The organism is Facklamia sp. P13069 (genome assembly GCF_050409405.1).
Classification (GTDB): domain Bacteria; phylum Bacillota; class Bacilli; order Lactobacillales; family Aerococcaceae; genus Facklamia.
The window spans coordinates 15,490-33,310 of record NZ_JBNUPN010000014.1 but is presented as its reverse complement, the minus strand read 5'-3'; the positions used below and the strand labels follow the sequence as shown (position 1 = coordinate 33,310).

Sequence of the window (17,821 nt, the reverse complement as noted above, 5' to 3'; positions counted from 1 at the left end):
ACGAAAACACATAATTTATAGCATCATTCTTTCTGTTTTTCTAATTGGAGGAGTTTTGCATCATACAGTAATTGCTCAAGAAAATGCCTATGAAGTCAAAGAACAAAGCATTGAAGCGACAATAGATGCTAAAGGTAGGACCCAAGTACGTCTATATTATCAAATCCAGGCTGAGTATCTGAATCAATTAGAATTAAGTATTCCTACTGAAAATCAGAATTTATCGTCTTATCGAATGGGAATGATCGAAAAAGATCAATCCATTAATTATCTTGCTGAAACTTCTAGTGGAGTAGCAGGAAGCTATCAAATGACTCAAACCCCACAAGAAGCAAGGCTGATTATAAGCTATCCGGTTGTCAATGATACAGTGGAGTATATTATTGAATATGATTTGGAGCAATCAGTGACTAACTACCAAGATGGTGCTTATTTTGAAGGAAGCTGGATTCCTTTAGTCGATACAGCCAAAGAAAGAAAAAGCCAACTGAAGTTGATGATGTCTTTTGCTGGCTTGATTGAGGAGGAAGCACTTTCTTATTGGTTACAAGGAGGAAAAGAAGAAAACAGCGAAATGCTTAATCAAGAAGGTCAAACCACTTTTACTTTGAATCTTTTCATCAATCACCCTACAGAGAATAATGACCTTCTTTCTCTTCATATGTTTTTCCCTAAATCGGTTACTCCCAATAATACCAATATAATCGATATTAAAGGGAAACAATCGATTGAAATTAGAGAAGCTCAAATTCAAAAAGATATCGCTGATCAAGTTAAACAAAAGGAGTATCAATTATTATTAAGAACCTTCTTAGCCATTCTTATTCCTCTTATTGCGACCCTCTTTCTTTATCGTAGCTACCAATTAAATAAAAAGAACGACACAATTCCCATGGTTGAGAAGACTAGATTAGGAATGATACCTGAACCGATGGATGTTTGTTTGATTAATGCGGTTGTTTATGATCAAGCCCCTGGGTCTAATGAGTTAGCGGCTAGTCTGTTAGAATTAGGAAGAAAAGGGTATTTGAAGATTCTTCCGGTTAGAATGAAAAATAGGAGTCACAGTCGAATAAGAAGCGGTTACACTCTGGCTTTTCAATTGTTAGAAGACCGATCAAGATACACCCACCTTCCGAGCCATGAACGCTATGCATTAGAGTTAATTAGCTTAAGTATGAAGGAAGGAGCAGTCATAACTTTAGAAGAAATTATTGTAAAAATTCGCCAACAAAAACAAATAAAGAAGAAATATCAAGATTTGTGGAAAAAATATACTGATGCCATTGAAGTGAAAAGTGTTTCAGCGGATCATTTAAAAAATAAACACAAAAATTTTTCACCTCTTTTAGCCATTGCCAGTAATGTTTTGACAGTCCTCTTTGCTATAGGAATTTCTTACGACATGTTTAATCAGCAAAGAAGTCAATGGTTAGTTTGGATTTTATTAGCGCTTGCAAGTATGCTCATTATTCAATTGGTCTTTCTTTTCTTATTAAGCAAGCAAAAAAAACATCAAAAATCAAATAATCAACAAAGACTCGTTTGGAATTTATTTAAGCAAGACTTACGTAACATCAATCAAATTGATTTAAGGCGATTTTCAACTATTGATCAGTGGGAGAAAATAGTGATCTATGCTGTCTGTTTAGATGAAACAACAACCATTCAACAAGCCTTTACCCATCACTTTGATATGGCAGACTTAGAGAAAGTTAGTAGAAGTCAAAATGCTGATTTTTATCGTGTCCGAGGGTCCGTTGCGAATATATTACAACCAGCTATTAAAGAATGGATTGAATTAATTGATCCTAAAGGCAACTGGTTACGTCGCTTTTCAGAAGGTGACTAGTAAAAGGGGAGGTATTTTAATGTTTAAGCATTTCCTTCAAAAAATCTTGGTTTTTGTAGTCACACCGCTTTGTATTTTCGCTTGTCCATTAAACCCAATAATAAGTGCACAAGAAGTTGATTTTTCAATTACTGAGCAATTCATTAATGCCAAGGTAATGGAAGATGGAAGCGTTGAATTTACAGATTATCAATATTATGATGCAAATTTTATGAACGGTGTCTTATTTGATTTAGATCATGAGGGCTATCAACTTTCAAACTTTTCGGTTGGCGTTAGTGAGGATAGAGAAAGCTCTATTGAGATTTTAGACATAGCAGACAATGAAAATAAAGGGACCTATCAAATGCATGAAGAAAACGGTAGACTTACAAGTAAGATCTTTTATCCCTTAGAAAAAGAAGGCAGGTATTTTGTTTTTCAATATACCCTCGAACAATTAGTCACCAATTATCAGGACACTGCAGAGTTCCTTAGAAAATTTGGGCGCTCAGATTTTACAACAGATGTTCAAATTCGCATTGAACTGCCACAAAAAGCTGAAACTAAAGAAGAGGTTCGTGCATGGGGTTATGGGGCTCCTCAAGGGGAAGTGAAAATTGTTGAAGAAGACCAAAAAACAGTTGTCTATCTAGACGTTCCTCAGCGCACTGCCAGTCAGTTTGTTGAAGGACAGATTGTGTTTCCTAAGGAGTGGACCTCCCTTAACTCGAATAAGATCGATGAAAAGCGATTAGACCAACTCTTAGCAGCTGCCCAAGCTCAAGTCGAAAAAGATGCTCAAAATGTAAATCAAATGAAAATGATTGCCTATATAATGGCTATACTTGGGTCAGTCGGACCGCCTTTATTGCTTTTAATTAGTTTAATGAAATATCGTCATCAATCGAAGCAGTTAAATCCTCACCCCGTTTATGTACCAGATTATTTTTATGATCTACCTGAAGCTACCACACCTGGTCAGATGGCAACTAAATATCTTCGTGAATGGCCAAATGAAGATGACTTTGTTGCGACCCTTTTACACTTAGTTCAAAAAGGTTGGTTGAAAATAGAGGCCCTACCAGGTAAGAAACAGTCTGCTGAGACTGTAAAGATTATTCCTCTTTACTGGGGTCCGGATTATCCTGAGGGTATATTAGAGCATGAGAAATTTGTTTGGGATTACTTTACTCAAGCAAATGAAGGAGCGGGTGTTACTTTAGCACAATTAGACCAGTTAGCTGAAGATAATCCTTCATTTCGTAAGAAACAATATCGTTATTGGTTACGATTTAAAAATAAATTAGCAGTAGAAGGTGAACAATTTTTAGGCCAAGCCTTAGCTGAAACACGAAAGATTGAAATGGCCAATAATACAGCTCTTATTTTAATAATTGGTGGAATTATTATTAATTTACTCTTTCTATATAGTTTGGATATCGCTCGGTTATTACCAATGAAACTTATCGGGGTGATTATCGGAATTGGAACAGTCTTATCAGTTGGACTATACATCTATATGCGAATAATCATGAAAAAACGACCACTTATGACCACCGAACAACAAGAAATGAGGGATAAATGGCGTGCTTTCAGCAAGATGTTAAAAGATATTGGGCGTTTTAATGTTAGAGAAATTGCCTCTTTACCTCTTTGGGAAGAATATTTGGTCTTTGCAACTAGTTTAGGAGTAGCGGACAGGGTTGTTAAAGCGATTGAAATGGAGTTTAAGCCGAGTGAAATTCATGCCCAAGAGCACAGGCCCTATACATTGGCGCACCCATACCTCTATGGGTCTTTATTCCGCAATCAAGTGACTCAAACTATTCATTCTGTTTCCCCTCAAACAACAGCTCAAGGTGGTTTTGCAGGGAATAATAAGGGTGGATTCGGAGGTGGTTTCTCTGGTGGATCGATGGGTGGCTCCGGCGGTGGAACTTTCTCTGGAGGATTTTAGGTAAGTGTGTAGAACGGAACAGGAGTGAACGCAAATGAAAGAAGCAAAGTTAAAATTTGAGCAACAATTATATACCAACTATCAAAGTCAAACGGCTAAAGAAAAGATAGAAGATATTTCAGCTCAACGGACTGATTTAAGCTTCTCAATTTTAGCAAGTGGCTCAACTGGCAATTGCACTTATATTGAATCGGGCCAAAAAAGATTTCTAGTTGATGCAGGCTTAAGTGGGAAAAAAATTGAGGCTTTATTTAAACAAATCGATCGAGACCTTAATCTAATCGATGCTATCTTCGTCACTCATGAGCACAAAGATCATATTCATGGGGTGGGAGTTCTTTCTCGACGGTACAATCTTCCTATATATGCTAATAGAGAAACTTGGAAGGCCATGGATCGAATGATTGGTGAGATTGCTCCAGAAAACAAACAATATATTGAACCGGAGACCATGTTACAATTGGGTGATATTGATATTGTGAGTTATAATGTGAGTCACGATGCAGCCCAACCACAGTTTTATGCCTTTCAAAAAGGCAATAAACAATTTGTAATGTTGACGGATACAGGTTATGTTTCCGATCGATTGCGCAGTCAACTTAGGAATGCGGATGCCTATTTAATAGAGGCTAATCATGAAATTGAACTTTTGAGATATGGTCCTTATCCTTGGTCTGTAAAACAACGTATTCTTAGTGATAAAGGTCATTTATCTAATCAAGATGGAGCACTAGCTATCCGAGACTTAATGGGATCCAAAACCAAAGATATCTACCTCGGACATTTAAGTCAGGATAATAATACCAAAGAATTAGCCATGTTAACGATGGAAGACACTTTACAAGCTTATGATGTGGATACTGTAAGGGATTTAAAACTTCATATGACAGATCCAATTAAGGCCACACCTATTAAAAAAATATAAACAGATCTCAAATTTCTACAATTCACTTTAAAATTAACGATGATAATTCATACTTTCTTAAAAAAACAGTGTTATAGTTCATTCTGTAAGTATAATAGAAAGGACGTATAGTAAAATGAGAGAAGAATATAATCAAAATGATGGCACAAAACGTTGGCGTAAAATATTTGTGGGTCTTTCAGGCATGACTCTATCATTATTATTGGCAGGTAGTTTGAGTTTTAATAATGATTTTTCGGCCTTTTCACAAGAACCCTCTCAGGTGGAAAGCACCATTAAAACTGCCGACTCTGTTCAACTACCAGAAAATGAACAGAATATGGTAGACACAGTGGATCAGGCAAGTGAGGCAGTGGTGTCCATTGCAAACATGCAAAAAAGTTATCAAGGATTAGATCCTTTTTGGGAATATCAATATAACCAATACTTCATACCAGATGAAGAAGATCAAGATTTGCAAGTGATTGGAGAAGGGTCAGGAGTTGTCTATCGCATAGATGGCGATAAAGCATACATTGTTACCAATCATCATGTAATTGAAGGAGCAGATGCTTTAGAAGTTCGTTTAAAAAATGGTGAAACTGTCAAAGCAGAAATTATTGGAAGTGATGCCTTAAGTGATTTAGCTGTAATAACAATTGATGCTTCTGCAGCAAGTAAATCCTTAGAATTTGCTGATTCTGATAATGTTCAAGTTGGACAAGTCGCTATTGCAATTGGTTCACCCTTAGGTAGTGAGTTTGCAACATCAGTAACTAAAGGGATTGTTTCTGGTTTAGATCGATCTGTGCCAGTGGATTTAAATGGCGATGGTGTACCAGACTGGGATATGAGTTTACTGCAAACGGATGCGGCCATCAACCCTGGTAATTCAGGAGGAGCCCTTTTAAATTCTGCCGGCCAATTAATTGGAATTAATTCAAGCAAACTATCAGCGACCGATGTCGAAGGAATGGGCTTTGCCATTCCATCTTCAGATGTAGTGGATATTATTGGCCAACTTGAGAAAAACGGCGAAGTCGTTAGACCTGTATTGGGCATCCGTTATACTAGCTTGAGATTAGTCCATCCAGATTATCGCACCCAAGTAATGGGCTTGAATGATGAAGATGTAAAGGGGGCCTTTATCCGTGAAGTAGAACCTGAAGGGTCTGCTGCTAAAGCTGGTCTTAAAGAGTACGACTTGATACGTGCTATTGATGGCAAGGAAATAGAGACGATTAATGACTTGAAAAAATTCCTTTATGAATATAAAGTTGGCGATAAAGTGAAATTATCTATCCGCCGTGCTAAAGAAGACATGGAGATAGAAATCACTTTAGAAGCAGCGGTTGAAAACCCGACAGAAATTCAGCCTTTCCCATCCGAAGAAGAGTCTGAAGAATCGAATAGTGCAGTTCCTTACTAGTTTATCCACAAACATACAGGCTTATCCACAGCATTTAAAATAAACTGTGGATAAGTCTTTGTTTTATTAACAGTTATCCACCTAATGAAAGGAGTAAGGAATGATACGTGTTGATATAATCTGTGTGGGCAAAGTCAAAGAAAAGTACATTAAAGCAGGAATGTCTGAATATCTCAAAAGATTGTCAGCTTATGCAAAGGTTTCAATTCATGAAGTAGCCGATGAATCAACTAAAGAGCAAATGACTGACACGGAGGTTGAACAGCTTTTAGAACAAGAGGCTGAGCGCATAGAGAAGAAATTAAATAAACAAAGTAAAGTTTTTGTTTTAGCTATTGAGGGAGACTTAATATCATCAGAGGATTTAGCTGAATCAATCAATCAATTTGCTACTTATGGACACTCGCACATTAGTTTTATTATTGGCGGGTCTTTAGGATTGGCTGAACGATTAAAAAAAACAAGTGATAAAGCTATCTCATTTGGTAGAATAACGCTTCCTCATCAGTTGATACGACTAGTTTTAATTGAACAAATCTATCGAGCTTTCCGCATTTTAAACAATCATGCCTATCATAAATAAGTACAAAAAACCTCAGATGGCTAGTTTCCATCTGAGGTTGAATGTATTAAAGCCGATTTTGATAGACTGTTTTAGCCAATTCTAAAAGATAAAACTCCGCACCTTCCACACTTGGGTGAATAGCGTCTTCTCGAAAATATTCCGGATGACCTGTTGAGATAGCTCGCCAATCAACTAAATGAACATTAGAGTATTTTTGAGTAAGTGTTTGAATCACTTGATCAATTTGATCTAAAAATTCGATGTCAGAGTTTGAGTTAACTAAGTATATTTCTCGCTCACCAGCCATCTTTATCAATTTTTCAACGGCCGGAACATCCAACCCCCCGTTAGTTCCTAAGTTAACGACTAAGTTTTCCTTCACTAAACCCTGGTCTATAAGCGCTTGGAATTTATCGTAAGATGTCCAAATGTTTAAACTAACATAACCAAATGCATTAGCCTGATCAAAAAATGTGTTAATATTAGCTCCAATAAATTGAGCCACTGAATCACCGAATAATGTGACTGGAAGGTCATTAGCATAGAGTATTTCTTGCGGGCTGAGGATAGTTGCCAGCTTAGGAAATTGCTGTTGAATTTCTTCGAATCTTTGTCTTTTTTCTTGAGAAAGACTGGCAATCTGATTTAAGATAGAGTCTTTTTGGATAGATTGTATGACTTTATCCGCTAGTGTTGTTTGGTTGATGGAATATGAAAAATTACTAGCTGCTAGTTGATCAAAATCATTTAAACGTTTTTGAGATTTTTTAAATGACTGATCCACTTTATAATAAGGACTAAATGGATTGGGATTGGTAGCGTAGATTCCATATTGGAGATCAAATAAAGCTAGTGGTATATGATTATCACTTCGAAGCAGGCCAATCAAACTAGAAATTATTAAAAAAAGATAGCTTGTTGCAAAGGCAAAATCTTTTTTGTTGCTATTTGGGAAATATAAATATCTTTTAACCCAGTAGAGCTTCCTTCTTAGGCTGATTTTGTTTGAGAAGAGTATATGGAAACGATTAGACTCAAAAATATAATAAAAAATAGAAGAAAAAAGGATAATTGAGCATAGGCCGATTAATTTTAAAATATTCATGTGATTAGCAAATAAACGTTGAAAACTAAAAGTGACAACTAATAAAGGATAATAGCAAAGATATATACTATAAGATCTTCTACCTAACCAAGTGAAAATTTTGTTACCTAATAACTTTTCAAAAACGATGAATTTCTGCCCAGCACCTAAAATAAATAGGGCAGTAAGTAAATTAGAATAAGGAAGTCCTAATAAATAGCCTGCTGCTTCTTGATCGGATTGAGAAAGAAACTGAATAAGCAATAGAATTAGAGCTATTATCACGATAAAGAAGTAATGGATCCTTAATTGTCGTCTTTGAAGTTCTTCAACTGTTTCTTGGATTACTAGAATAAGGTAATAAGTCGCTATCCCTATCGCAAAAGAAGCATACCGCGTTTGAAAACTATAATAAATGTTTGAGGGATCCTTTTGATAGGAATAACCATTTGCAGTTAAGAAAGTACATAGACTAAAGATAAAGAGCCAAAATAGGCCTAAATAGATAGCAGGTACTTTTATTTTTTTGCTTAAGAAGACTAAGAGTCCAGTTATTAAAAAGGATTGGAGATAAACGGCTACATACCATAAGTGTGTTAAATAAGAAGTTACAGCCATATCCGTAAAGTAAGAGCGACCGTTTAGAATTTGAAAGTAATTATTGGCAAAAAGGAGACTAGCAAACAGTTCGTTGCGCATAGACTTAAGTATGAGAGGGTTAAAAATTTGAAGGAAAAATAAAATTAATATAATTAACCACATCATCGGAAAGAACAAGCGTTGGACTGTTTTTTTGAAAAGAAAGAATAATGATTGCCAAGACTCTACCCTTTTATCTTGGTAAAGTTTTATAGTTAAAAAATAACCTCCTAAAACGAGAAAAAGATTGACTGCCAAAAATCCACCGGGGAAAATAGTTGGCCATAAATGATAGAGAATAATAAAAAGAATTGCAATTCCTTTAATACCATCAAACGATTTAATTCTAGCCATAATAACCCTCCTTTATTGATTTGTTGAAATAATTCTAGCATAAAAATTTGAAAGAAAGGTGAAATTTTACAAACAGATTACATAAAACGGCCTAATATGTTTGAGAGGTTACAGATCCAAATCAATTCTTTGATTTGACTGTTCAAAGCTTGTTTAAGAAAAGCAGTTGATTTAAACTACAATTACTTAAGAAAACAAACTATTGAGGTGTATATAAATGAAATTTAATAAGAAAGTGAGTTTAGGTGCTTCTCTAATGCTGATGCTTACGCCTGTGGCGATTACATCTGCTCAGAATTGGAATGCGCGCACGGTTGAAGAAATAAGTGCTGAACTAATGGCAGATGAAGATAATCAAATGACTTACATTGTTAAATATGGAGACACCCTTGGAGCAATTGCTGAAGCGATGGATATTGATTTAGCTTTTCTTGCTGAAGCTAACCAAATTGAAAATGTTAACCTTATTTACCCAAAAACAAAACTAGTCGCTCAATATGATATTAATCATAAAGCTGAAAAGTTAAACGTTGAAACATCCGCTGGGGAAACATTTGAAATGGACATTCCAGTCAGTCTAACTCCAGAAGTTGAAACTGAAGATCAAGCAGTTGTTCTTGAAGAAGAAGTTGTAGTTGAAGAGATCATTTTAAATGTCAATGAAGCAGATGATTTTGAAGTGGAAGAAGAGTTAGCAATAGCTGAAGAAACAGTCCAATTAGAAGAAGTTGCTGAATCATCTGAAGAGTTATTAAACGAGCTCCCTCTAGTAGAAGAAGTCTTAACTGACGAAGTCGTGGACAGGACTATTGAGGAAGTTTCAACTACTGGAGAAATTACAGTAAACCCTGTAAGTGAAGAGGAAGTTATTGAAGCTGAAGAGCTTGAAGTTGAGACAACACAATCTAGTGCTGTTGAAATAGAAAGTGTTATTGAGGAAGTTGAACAACCACTAGCGTCAGAAGAGTTGACAAAAACAACAACAGCTATTCAAGAGGTCACTGAAGAAGTAGTAATAGTAGAAGAAGTGCCTGTTACTGAGAAAGTTGTAGAGGAAGTCATTGAAGAAGTAAGTAATGATTATACGACACCATCGACCTTAGCTGGTGTATCACAATCAGCGGCTAATTATGGTAGTCGAATTGCTAATCAATATGGAGTTGCTGCATACGGGCTAAGACCTGGAGATAGCGGAGACCATGGTAAAGGATTAGCTGTTGACTTTATGGTGCCCGTAGGTTCAGCATTAGGCGACCAAATCGCTGCAGATGCAGTAGCTAATATGGGTAATAGTAATATCGCTTATGTTATCTGGAAACAACAAATCTATGGCCATTGGACAGGCGGCCAATGGCAACAAATGGAAGATCGTGGTAGTGTGACACAAAACCATTATGACCACGTACATGTCTCATTTAATAACTAATTGATAATTAAAGTTCTCGCTATAATTAATGGTGAGAACTTTTTATTTTAAAAACAATTTAGGCAGTTTGACAAGCGCTTACAATGTTGTTATAATAAGTAGATGATAAAATAAATTCTAGAAGGGAGGACAAAATATGCGGAAAATTTATATACAAGAATTACAAGGTTTGTTTAAAAAAATTAACCAAATGTTTGATTTAACGCAAAGTATTTTTGATAACACCCATCAAGCAGTTATTGCCTCAGATAATGAGCTTGCAGTTTCAACGCTTGAAATGAATGAGAAAATTAATGAATTATCTGTTGAATTAGAAAAAGATGCCTATCTTATAGTCGCTTTACAGCAACCCGTTGCAGCAGATCTTCGTTACATATTTGCATTGCTAAATACTAGTGTTGAACTGAAGCGTATTGCAGAACATACTACTACAATTGCTAAACGTATCAAGCGAAATAAGCCTGATTTTTCAAATTATCAAGACGTGATGATTATTGTGAATCAAATGGTAGAACGTTTACAGTTAATGTTTGAACCATTAGCAGGTATCATCGAAAATGGTGATATTCAAGAGGCTAGTCAGATTGCCCTTATGGATAGCCAAATTGACAAACAGTATGATCTTGTTTTTGAAGAAGTTACTTTAAGAATGGCTACCAACGAAGATTGTATTCCAGCAGGAATCTTTACGATTGATTTAGTATCTAGTTTAGAACGTATAGGTGATTATATTACCAATATCTGTGAACATGTTTTATATTTAGAAACCGGTTCAACTGTATACTTAAATTAATTATTTTTACTTAGAGCAGAAAGATTCAGTAGGTCTTAAAAGACCTACTGTTTTTTTGATTATGTCTAATTAGGTGAGCAGAACTAGGTCCGTGTGATAAAATAAGAATAGGAGGAGGGATTTTATGAAGCTCTATATGAAACAAAAAATGTGGTCATTTAAACAAGATTTTGATATTTATGATCAAAATAAAAGCCCAATATATCGAGTAGATAGTAAATTAATTTCAATCGGTCGAAAAACAAAAATTCTTGATGTTCAATCAGGAAAAATTTTATGTGAAGTTAATCAAAAAGTTTTATCACTTTTACCGACAGTCGATGTCATCCAAGAGGGTAAATTCTTTTGTCGAATTCATAAAAAATTTACCTTCTTTAAGCCTCAGTATGTGGTAAAAGGGGTAGATTGGGTAGTTGATGGCAGTATTTTTCAACATGATTACATGATTAAAGACTCTAAAAGACAGCCAATAGCTCGTATAAAGAAAAAGATTCTTTCTTGGTCAGATACCTTTGAAATGGACATTCTAGCTGAAAGTGTAGATACAGTTTTGGTTTTAGCAACTATTTTAGCCATCGATTTAGCAATGGACTTAGATTCTAATTAATAAAAACTGCCTGCTCACTCCATTTATAAAGTGAATAGGCAGTTTAATTATTGCTTAAGTATTGTTAGCTATTTTTCTTTCAATTTTAAAAGCGTTCATCATTTCATTACTTGCATCGTCAATTGGAACTTTTTCCTTTAGTTTTCCTTGCACGATGATTCGGTTAACAAAATCCTGAGTACAAGTAACCAAGGTAACAATTGGTTCAGATGAAGGGTTTAGCACTTCAACGGCTGAAGGGTCTACTACTAAAATGGAAGAAATTTCATAAACATAGATATTATCTAAATCAGTCATATAAATTTTCTGTCCTTTTTTTGCGTCTTTAAGTGGAGAAAAAAGTAAAGATTGATCATACATGTGATGGCTAGCTAGGGCATAATTGGATTCACCCATTTTTTGATCAGCCGAGAGCGTTCCTGCTCCGAAGAACATGCCTTCATTAGATGTTCCTTTATTAATTGGTAAGTTAATCTTTAATTCAGGGATTGAAATTCCGCCAATAACGGGTAGGTCCTTAGGATTCACACTACTAGAAATAACGGTAAAAGGATCTACTTGTTGAATATCCTCGAAGTCAAAAGTGACATCTTTTTGTTGGTTAGCTAGAATTTGATCACGAGTCATATTAGAAATTTGAATATCATTGGTTTTATTTTGAATGAGGTAGTTCTTTAAGGGGTTCACTAATAAAAGCCCTAGTGCCACAATAATTAATAGAACACCGATAAGAGTTGAAAAAGAAAAACGACGTTTTCTTTTTTGGTGCATCCGGCTACGCGAAGGGCCAGGGTTAGGTTTACGATTCATTATTTATTCCTCCAATACTATCAACAAAGTAATTAAACTTATTTTAACATTTTTGAATGTCAAATAAAATAAAACAGCTCAAATAACACACTTAATTCATAATTTTCGAATTAAAATCATAATAGCATATTTTTTTACAAGAATACCAATACAAGATGCATTTTTGGTGGAAAAGTTATAAAATAAGAAACAGAAAGTTTAGAGGTGACTTATGGAGAAGACAAAACGATTTTTTAAAGAGATTTTTTCTTGGTTAATGTATATGGCTATTTGGTTAGCTGTATTATTTACCTTTTATCATTATGTTGCACAACCCTTTTCGGTAGATGGTTCCTCAATGGAACATACTTTGGAAGATGGCGAAAAGGTTTGGATGTGGAAACTATCAGATATCGAGCGTTTTGATGTTGTGATTTTCCCTCAACCTAATCCACTACCCGGTAAAGAACCCAAGCTTTATGTGAAGCGTGTGATTGGAGTTCCTGGCGATAAAATTGCTTATCAAGATGATCAGCTGATAATTAATGGACAGAGGGTGGATGAGTTTTACTTAGATGAAAAGGCGCAAGAGTATCAAGCGAATGGTGGTGGAAACTTTACCGAAGATTTTGAAATGTATAAATATACAGGTGAAGATGTAGTTCCTGAAGGCAAGTTTTTTGTAATGGGGGATAATCGGCAAAATTCTGTTGATGGACGAACTTTTGGCTTGATAGACTCTGATTCGGTAATTGGTAAAGCTACTTTTATTTATTGGCCACTAAAGAATTTTGGTAAATTGCCTGATTACGATCTCAATTCTCAAGGTGATGCTATTGTTTTAGAATAACTTAGGCTTGTTTTTATTCCTTGATTCTTTATAATAAGAAGTAAAAATAGACTAGTAATTTGTAGATGGTCCCCAGCAAGAGGCAGAGGATGGAAGTGTCTCCCCACTCAGCAAATGAACCTACTATCTTATTGAAATCAGGTGGCTCCTTTATCGCCTTGAGTGGGCATTTTTAAGATGCAAATAAGGTGGTACCGCGGAGACTGACTGTGCTTCGTCCTTGATAGGATGAAGGCAGTTATTTTTTATTTATAGGAGGAAAATAATGGTTACTCGTAAAGAAGATTTTTCGAAATGGTATTTACAAACAATTCAACAAGCAGATTTAATGGATTATTCACCAGTCAGAGGCTGTATAATCTTTAAACCAAATGGTTATGAAATCTGGGAACATATTCAAGAATATTTTAATAAGCGTTTAAAAGAAGAAGGTATTCGCAATGCCTACTTCCCAATGCTTATTCCTGAGTCTTTCTTTACTCGTGAAAAAGATCATATTGAAGGATTTAGTCCAGAACTGCCATGGGTAACTGAAGCAGCTGGTGAAGTTTTGGAAGAAAGATTGGCCTTAAGACCGACTTCAGAAACCATGATAGGCGATGCGTTTTCTAATTGGATTAATTCCTACCGTGATTTACCTTATGAAATTAATCAGTGGGCCAATGTTTTCCGTTGGGAAAAACGCACTTTGCCTTTTTTAAGAACTTCTGAGTTTTTATGGCAGGAAGGACATACTGCTCATGCTGATGAGGAAGATGCTCGTCATAGAACCATGCGTATGCTAGAAATCTATGCTGAATTATTAGAAGAATTATTAGCAGTACCGGTCTTCAAAGGTGAGAAGACTCCTTCGGAGCGCTTTGCCGGAGCGGTGCAAACATTTTCAGTTGAAGCCATGATGCAAGATGGTAAAGCTGTGCAAGCAGGAACTTCTCATTATATGGGAACTAAATTTGCAGAAGCTTTTAATATTCGTTATTTAAATAAAGATAATGAGCACGTTTATGCCCATACCACTTCTTGGGGTGTTTCGACCCGCTTAATCGGTTCAATGATTATGACCCATTCAGATGATCAAGGATTGGTTCTACCACCAGCCATAGCTCCTCAGCAGGTTGTTTTCATTCCCGTTGGACCTAAGAAAAAATTAGACCAAGTGCTTGAAAAAGTAAAAGACTTAGACGCTCAATTAAAAGCAGCAGGTGTTAGAACTTATATTGATGATTCAGATAACTCAGCAGGTTATAAGTTTAATGAGTGGGAGTTGCGTGGAGCGGCTATTCGTATAGAAGTGGGTCCAAGAGACATTGAAAATAATCAAGTGATTATGAAAGCCAGAGATGAAGATGAAAAAAATGCCATCACAATGGATGGCTTGGCTGAACAAGTTCATCAAGCTTTAGCCTTAATGCAAAATCGTCTTTTAGAAAAAGCTCGCCAACGCAATCAGGCCAATATGTATACTCATATTGATACTCTAGATGAATTGATTGACCATATTGAAAATAAAAAGGCAGCCAATGAAACCCCAGGTTGGGTATTAGTTGGCTGGGATGGTAGTGAGGAATCAGAAGCTAAGATTAAGGAATTAACAGGCTTTACAACACGTAATTTACCGTTTGAAAATTATTTTGCAGGTGAAAATGCTCTGGTTAAGAAAGATAAATGCCTTGTATCTGGGAAGCCAGCTAAAGAAACCGTTTGGATTGCAAGAGCGTATTAAAAAATAACCAATAGGTTGAAAGGAGACCATGATGAGAAGTTTAGCATTAGATACCTCATCCGATGTTTTATCTCTAGCTCTTTTTGAAGAGGATCAATTGATCATCGAAGTCAATTCGAATGTCTCCAAGCAACACGGGGCCTTCCTTCTACCCTTGGTGGAACAGCTATTACTTGCTGTTAAGTGGGAGAGGGAAACTATTGACCAAATTTGGTTAGGGAGAGGTCCTGGTTCATATACAGGCTTGAGGATTGGAGCAACAATGGCGAAGGTTTGGACTTCCACCAAAAAAAGTCATTTAGAGAGTTTTTCCAGTCTAGCGATTATGGCAGGTCAAGTGGCCGATGATGGTGGGAAATCTTGGATTATTCCTATTATGGATGCGCGAAGAGGGACAGCCTACACAGCGGCCTATCACTGGCAAGATGGTTTATTGAAAAATAAAATTAAAGATGATCATGTTGACTGGCAAGATTGGATTCAAGAGAAACTCTTGCCACAATTTAACGAGACAGACCTTAAGCAGTTAATATTCCTGAGTGCCCATGAAAATAATCTTACTAATTTTGTTAAAGAAAGTCTTTCTCAGCAAAGTATTCAGCATCGATTTGTAACAGGTCAATATGCTTGGCCAAAGGTTGGTAAAGTGCCTTACATTGAACGAAAGCATGTTGAAGATGTAGATATTTTTGAGCCTTTCTATGCACATTTGACTTTAGCAGAACAAGAATGGGCAGCCAAACAAACTAATCAAATCCAAGAAAAGAATGAAAGTTATGTTGAGCAAACTAATGAAACGAGTATTTAATCCTTTTAAAGAGGAAACTAAAGTAAGACATAAAGCAATGACTCAAATTAGCCCTTATATTGATTCTTTAGCGCTAATAAGGCAAAAAAAACAAAAAAACATCCAATGCAGAGTAAGATTAGCCAAAAAGACTGACTTACAAGCTTTAGTGCAGTTAGAGCAAAAAGGTTACGCAGGTTATATTGCTTGGGATTTATCTGATTTTGAAAGGGATTGGCATAAAAATCCACAGATTTTATACTTAGTTATTGAAGCAAAAGACTTAGCAACTGATAAGTCAAAAATTATTGGAATGATTACGGGTAGGTGTTTAATTAATAATACCCATATTAGCCAATTAGTCATTGATCCTGAGTGGCAATCACACGGTTTGGGTTCTTATTTATTAAAGATTTGGCTTCAAATCAGTCGTGAATTGGATAGAAAGTCGGTAACTTTAGAAGTAAGAGAAAGCAATACGCATGCCCAAAAAATCTATTATCAACAAGGCTTTGTCCTTGAGAACAAAAAACCTTTCTACTATGAAGATAATGGCGAAACGGCTCTCTTTCTCCGCTGTCATTTGTAAGGAGATAAAGAAATGATGCTTAAAGAAATCGCAAAAGCAGATAAAGAACCTGCTTTACTTCAGCAAATCTTAGCCATTGCTCAAAGTTTTAATTGGTCAGCGGATGCCACCATTCAAGAATGGCAGAGTCCTTATGCTAGATTATGGATTTGGACCGACGCCCAAGAGTTAGTGGCTTGTTGTGGCGGACAAGTCCTTTTTGAAGAAGCAAACATACATTATTTTTGGGTTGGTCCTCTATACAGAGGCAAAGGGAGGGGAAAAGCTTTTTTAAGAGCTCTTCTAGATCAATTTCAAGAAAATAAAGTAGAAAAAGTTAACTTGGAAGTTCGAGTCAGTAATCAGGTGGCTATTGCCGTATATCAAGCAGTGGGATTTAAGATAATTGATGAACGGCCTAACTATTATCATGATCCGGTTGAAGATGGCTGGGTTATGCAGTTAACATTTGAGTAGGAGGAATAGCCAATGCAAGAAGAAAATTTAATATTAGCCATTGAATCGTCTTGTGATGAGACGAGTGTAGCCTTGATAGAAAATGGCTGTCATATTAAAGCGAATATTGTTGCCTCCCAGGTAAAGAGTCATATGCGATTTGGCGGTGTTGTCCCTGAGGTAGCTAGTCGTCACCATGTCGAACAAATCAGTCAAGTTTTGAAGTTAGCATTAGAAGAAGCCCAACTAGAATCGATTGATCAGGTAGATGCGATCGCAGTGACCCAAGGTCCTGGGCTAGTTGGCCCTCTATTAATTGGAGTTACTGCAGCTAAGACATTGTCCTATTTATATAAAAAGCCTTTAATTGCTGTCAACCATTTAGCTGGACATATTTATGCCAGCCGCTTTATTAAAAACTTAGAGTTTCCATTAATGGCTTTAATTGTCAGTGGTGGACATACTGAGTTGGTGGTTATGAAGTCGGCGAATAATTATCAAGTCATTGGTGAAACGCAAGATGATGCGGTAGGAGAGGCTTATGATAAGGTAGGCCGCTTGCTAGACTTACCTTATCCAGCAGGTAAGTATCTTGATCAAATGGCTAAAGAAGGAAACCCAGAAATTTATTCAATCCCTCGTGCCATGTTAAATGAGAATAACTTAGATTTTTCATTTTCAGGTATGAAGAGTGCGGTGATGAACCTGGTTCACAACGCTAACCAAAGAGGAGAAAGCATCCAGCCAGTTGATTTAGCAGCGAGTTTTCAACGTGCCTGTGTGGATGTTTTAACGGGAAAAGTTAGCAAGGCTTTGGAAAATCGTCCAGAGATTAAGCAATTTGTTTTAGCCGGCGGAGTAGCCGCCAATAGTGAATTGAGAGCAAGCATACAAAGCCTGTTCGAAGCTCACTACCCTAATGTAGAACTTTTAATTCCACCTTTAGCATTATGTGGAGATAATGCAGCCATGATTGGAGCAGCTGCCTATCCAAAGTTATTAAAGGAAGAATATACGGATTTAGCAGCCAATGCCAGACCAGGTATGACTCTATAA

At 36.2% G+C, this 17,821-nt stretch carries 16 protein-coding genes; 14 read left to right on the top strand and 2 right to left on the bottom strand.

Annotated elements, in window-relative coordinates; translation table 11 throughout:
- The first annotated feature begins 55 nt into the window (after nucleotides 1-55).
- The 5 genes from ACQV2T_RS05555 (at nucleotide 56) to rlmH (ending at nucleotide 6,707) form a co-directional block, all read left to right on the top strand.
- Nucleotides 56-1,852 (top strand): DUF2207 family protein, encoded by a 1,797-nt coding sequence (locus ACQV2T_RS05555; protein WP_428893343.1) that lies wholly within the window; start codon nucleotides 56-58, stop codon nucleotides 1,850-1,852.
- A 19-nt stretch (nucleotides 1,853-1,871) separates the two neighbouring features.
- A complete protein-coding gene (locus ACQV2T_RS05550) occupies nucleotides 1,872-3,791 on the top strand; it encodes a DUF2207 family protein (protein ID WP_428885218.1) in 1,920 nt (639 codons plus the stop codon).
- 34 nt (nucleotides 3,792-3,825) lie between these two features.
- The gene (locus ACQV2T_RS05545; protein WP_428876480.1) at nucleotides 3,826-4,716 is read left to right on the top strand and encodes an MBL fold metallo-hydrolase; all 891 of its coding nucleotides are present in this window, start codon (nucleotides 3,826-3,828) and stop codon (nucleotides 4,714-4,716) included.
- Nucleotides 4,717-4,831: 115 nt separating this feature from the next.
- On the top strand, nucleotides 4,832-6,124 hold the full coding sequence (locus ACQV2T_RS05540; RefSeq protein WP_428873988.1) for a S1C family serine protease: 1,293 nt from the start codon (nucleotides 4,832-4,834) through the stop codon (nucleotides 6,122-6,124).
- 103 nt (nucleotides 6,125-6,227) lie between these two features.
- On the top strand, nucleotides 6,228-6,707 hold the full coding sequence (gene rlmH / locus ACQV2T_RS05535; protein WP_428874024.1) for a 23S rRNA (pseudouridine(1915)-N(3))-methyltransferase RlmH: 480 nt from the start codon (nucleotides 6,228-6,230) through the stop codon (nucleotides 6,705-6,707).
- 46 nt (nucleotides 6,708-6,753) lie between these two features.
- Here rlmH and ACQV2T_RS05530 read toward each other — a convergent pair whose 3' ends face one another.
- Nucleotides 6,754-8,766 (bottom strand): acyltransferase family protein, encoded by a 2,013-nt coding sequence (locus ACQV2T_RS05530; protein WP_428893342.1) that lies wholly within the window; start codon nucleotides 8,764-8,766, stop codon nucleotides 6,754-6,756.
- A gap of 217 nt (nucleotides 8,767-8,983) precedes the next feature.
- Here ACQV2T_RS05530 and ACQV2T_RS05525 point away from each other — a divergent pair, with 217 nt between their 5' ends.
- The 3 genes from ACQV2T_RS05525 to ACQV2T_RS05515 all read left to right on the top strand — a co-directional run bounded on the left by ACQV2T_RS05525 (nucleotide 8,984) and on the right by ACQV2T_RS05515 (nucleotide 11,592).
- A complete protein-coding gene (locus ACQV2T_RS05525; RefSeq protein ID WP_428893341.1) occupies nucleotides 8,984-10,192 on the top strand; it encodes a LysM peptidoglycan-binding domain-containing protein in 1,209 nt (402 codons plus the stop codon).
- A gap of 136 nt (nucleotides 10,193-10,328) precedes the next feature.
- Nucleotides 10,329-10,985 (top strand): phosphate signaling complex protein PhoU, encoded by a 657-nt coding sequence (gene phoU, locus ACQV2T_RS05520; protein ID WP_428873991.1) that lies wholly within the window; start codon nucleotides 10,329-10,331, stop codon nucleotides 10,983-10,985.
- Nucleotides 10,986-11,109: 124 nt separating this feature from the next.
- A complete protein-coding gene (locus ACQV2T_RS05515) occupies nucleotides 11,110-11,592 on the top strand; it encodes an LURP-one-related/scramblase family protein (protein ID WP_428893340.1) in 483 nt (160 codons plus the stop codon).
- Between the two features lie 54 nt (nucleotides 11,593-11,646).
- On the opposite strand, the gene ACQV2T_RS05510 is transcribed toward ACQV2T_RS05515, so the two are convergent.
- Entirely contained in the window at nucleotides 11,647-12,402 is a 756-nt protein-coding gene (locus tag ACQV2T_RS05510; protein WP_428873994.1) for a class A sortase, read from the bottom strand.
- Nucleotides 12,403-12,613: 211 nt separating this feature from the next.
- Here ACQV2T_RS05510 and lepB point away from each other — a divergent pair, with 211 nt between their 5' ends.
- From lepB to tsaD, 6 genes are all read left to right on the top strand, one after another.
- Complete coding sequence (gene lepB, locus ACQV2T_RS05505; protein WP_428875128.1) at nucleotides 12,614-13,231, top strand: signal peptidase I; 618 nt, start codon at nucleotides 12,614-12,616, stop codon at nucleotides 13,229-13,231.
- Nucleotides 13,232-13,496: 265 nt separating this feature from the next.
- On the top strand, nucleotides 13,497-14,954 hold the full coding sequence (gene proS / locus ACQV2T_RS05500; RefSeq protein ID WP_428873996.1) for a proline--tRNA ligase: 1,458 nt from the start codon (nucleotides 13,497-13,499) through the stop codon (nucleotides 14,952-14,954).
- 31 nt (nucleotides 14,955-14,985) lie between these two features.
- Nucleotides 14,986-15,762: a tRNA (adenosine(37)-N6)-threonylcarbamoyltransferase complex dimerization subunit type 1 TsaB gene (gene tsaB / locus ACQV2T_RS05495; RefSeq protein ID WP_428876474.1), complete on the top strand. Its 777-nt coding sequence runs from the start codon at nucleotides 14,986-14,988 to the stop codon at nucleotides 15,760-15,762.
- A complete protein-coding gene (locus tag ACQV2T_RS05490) occupies nucleotides 15,746-16,330 on the top strand; it encodes a GNAT family N-acetyltransferase (RefSeq protein ID WP_428876473.1) in 585 nt (194 codons plus the stop codon). The genes tsaB and ACQV2T_RS05490 overlap by 17 nt, the downstream gene beginning before the upstream one ends.
- 12 nt (nucleotides 16,331-16,342) lie before the next feature.
- On the top strand, nucleotides 16,343-16,786 hold the full coding sequence (rimI, locus tag ACQV2T_RS05485; protein ID WP_428876472.1) for a ribosomal protein S18-alanine N-acetyltransferase: 444 nt from the start codon (nucleotides 16,343-16,345) through the stop codon (nucleotides 16,784-16,786).
- Nucleotides 16,787-16,798: 12 nt separating this feature from the next.
- Nucleotides 16,799-17,821 carry a tRNA (adenosine(37)-N6)-threonylcarbamoyltransferase complex transferase subunit TsaD gene (gene tsaD, locus ACQV2T_RS05480; RefSeq protein WP_428874001.1) on the top strand — a complete coding sequence of 341 codons (1,023 nt, stop codon included), beginning with the start codon at nucleotides 16,799-16,801 and terminating at the stop codon, nucleotides 17,819-17,821.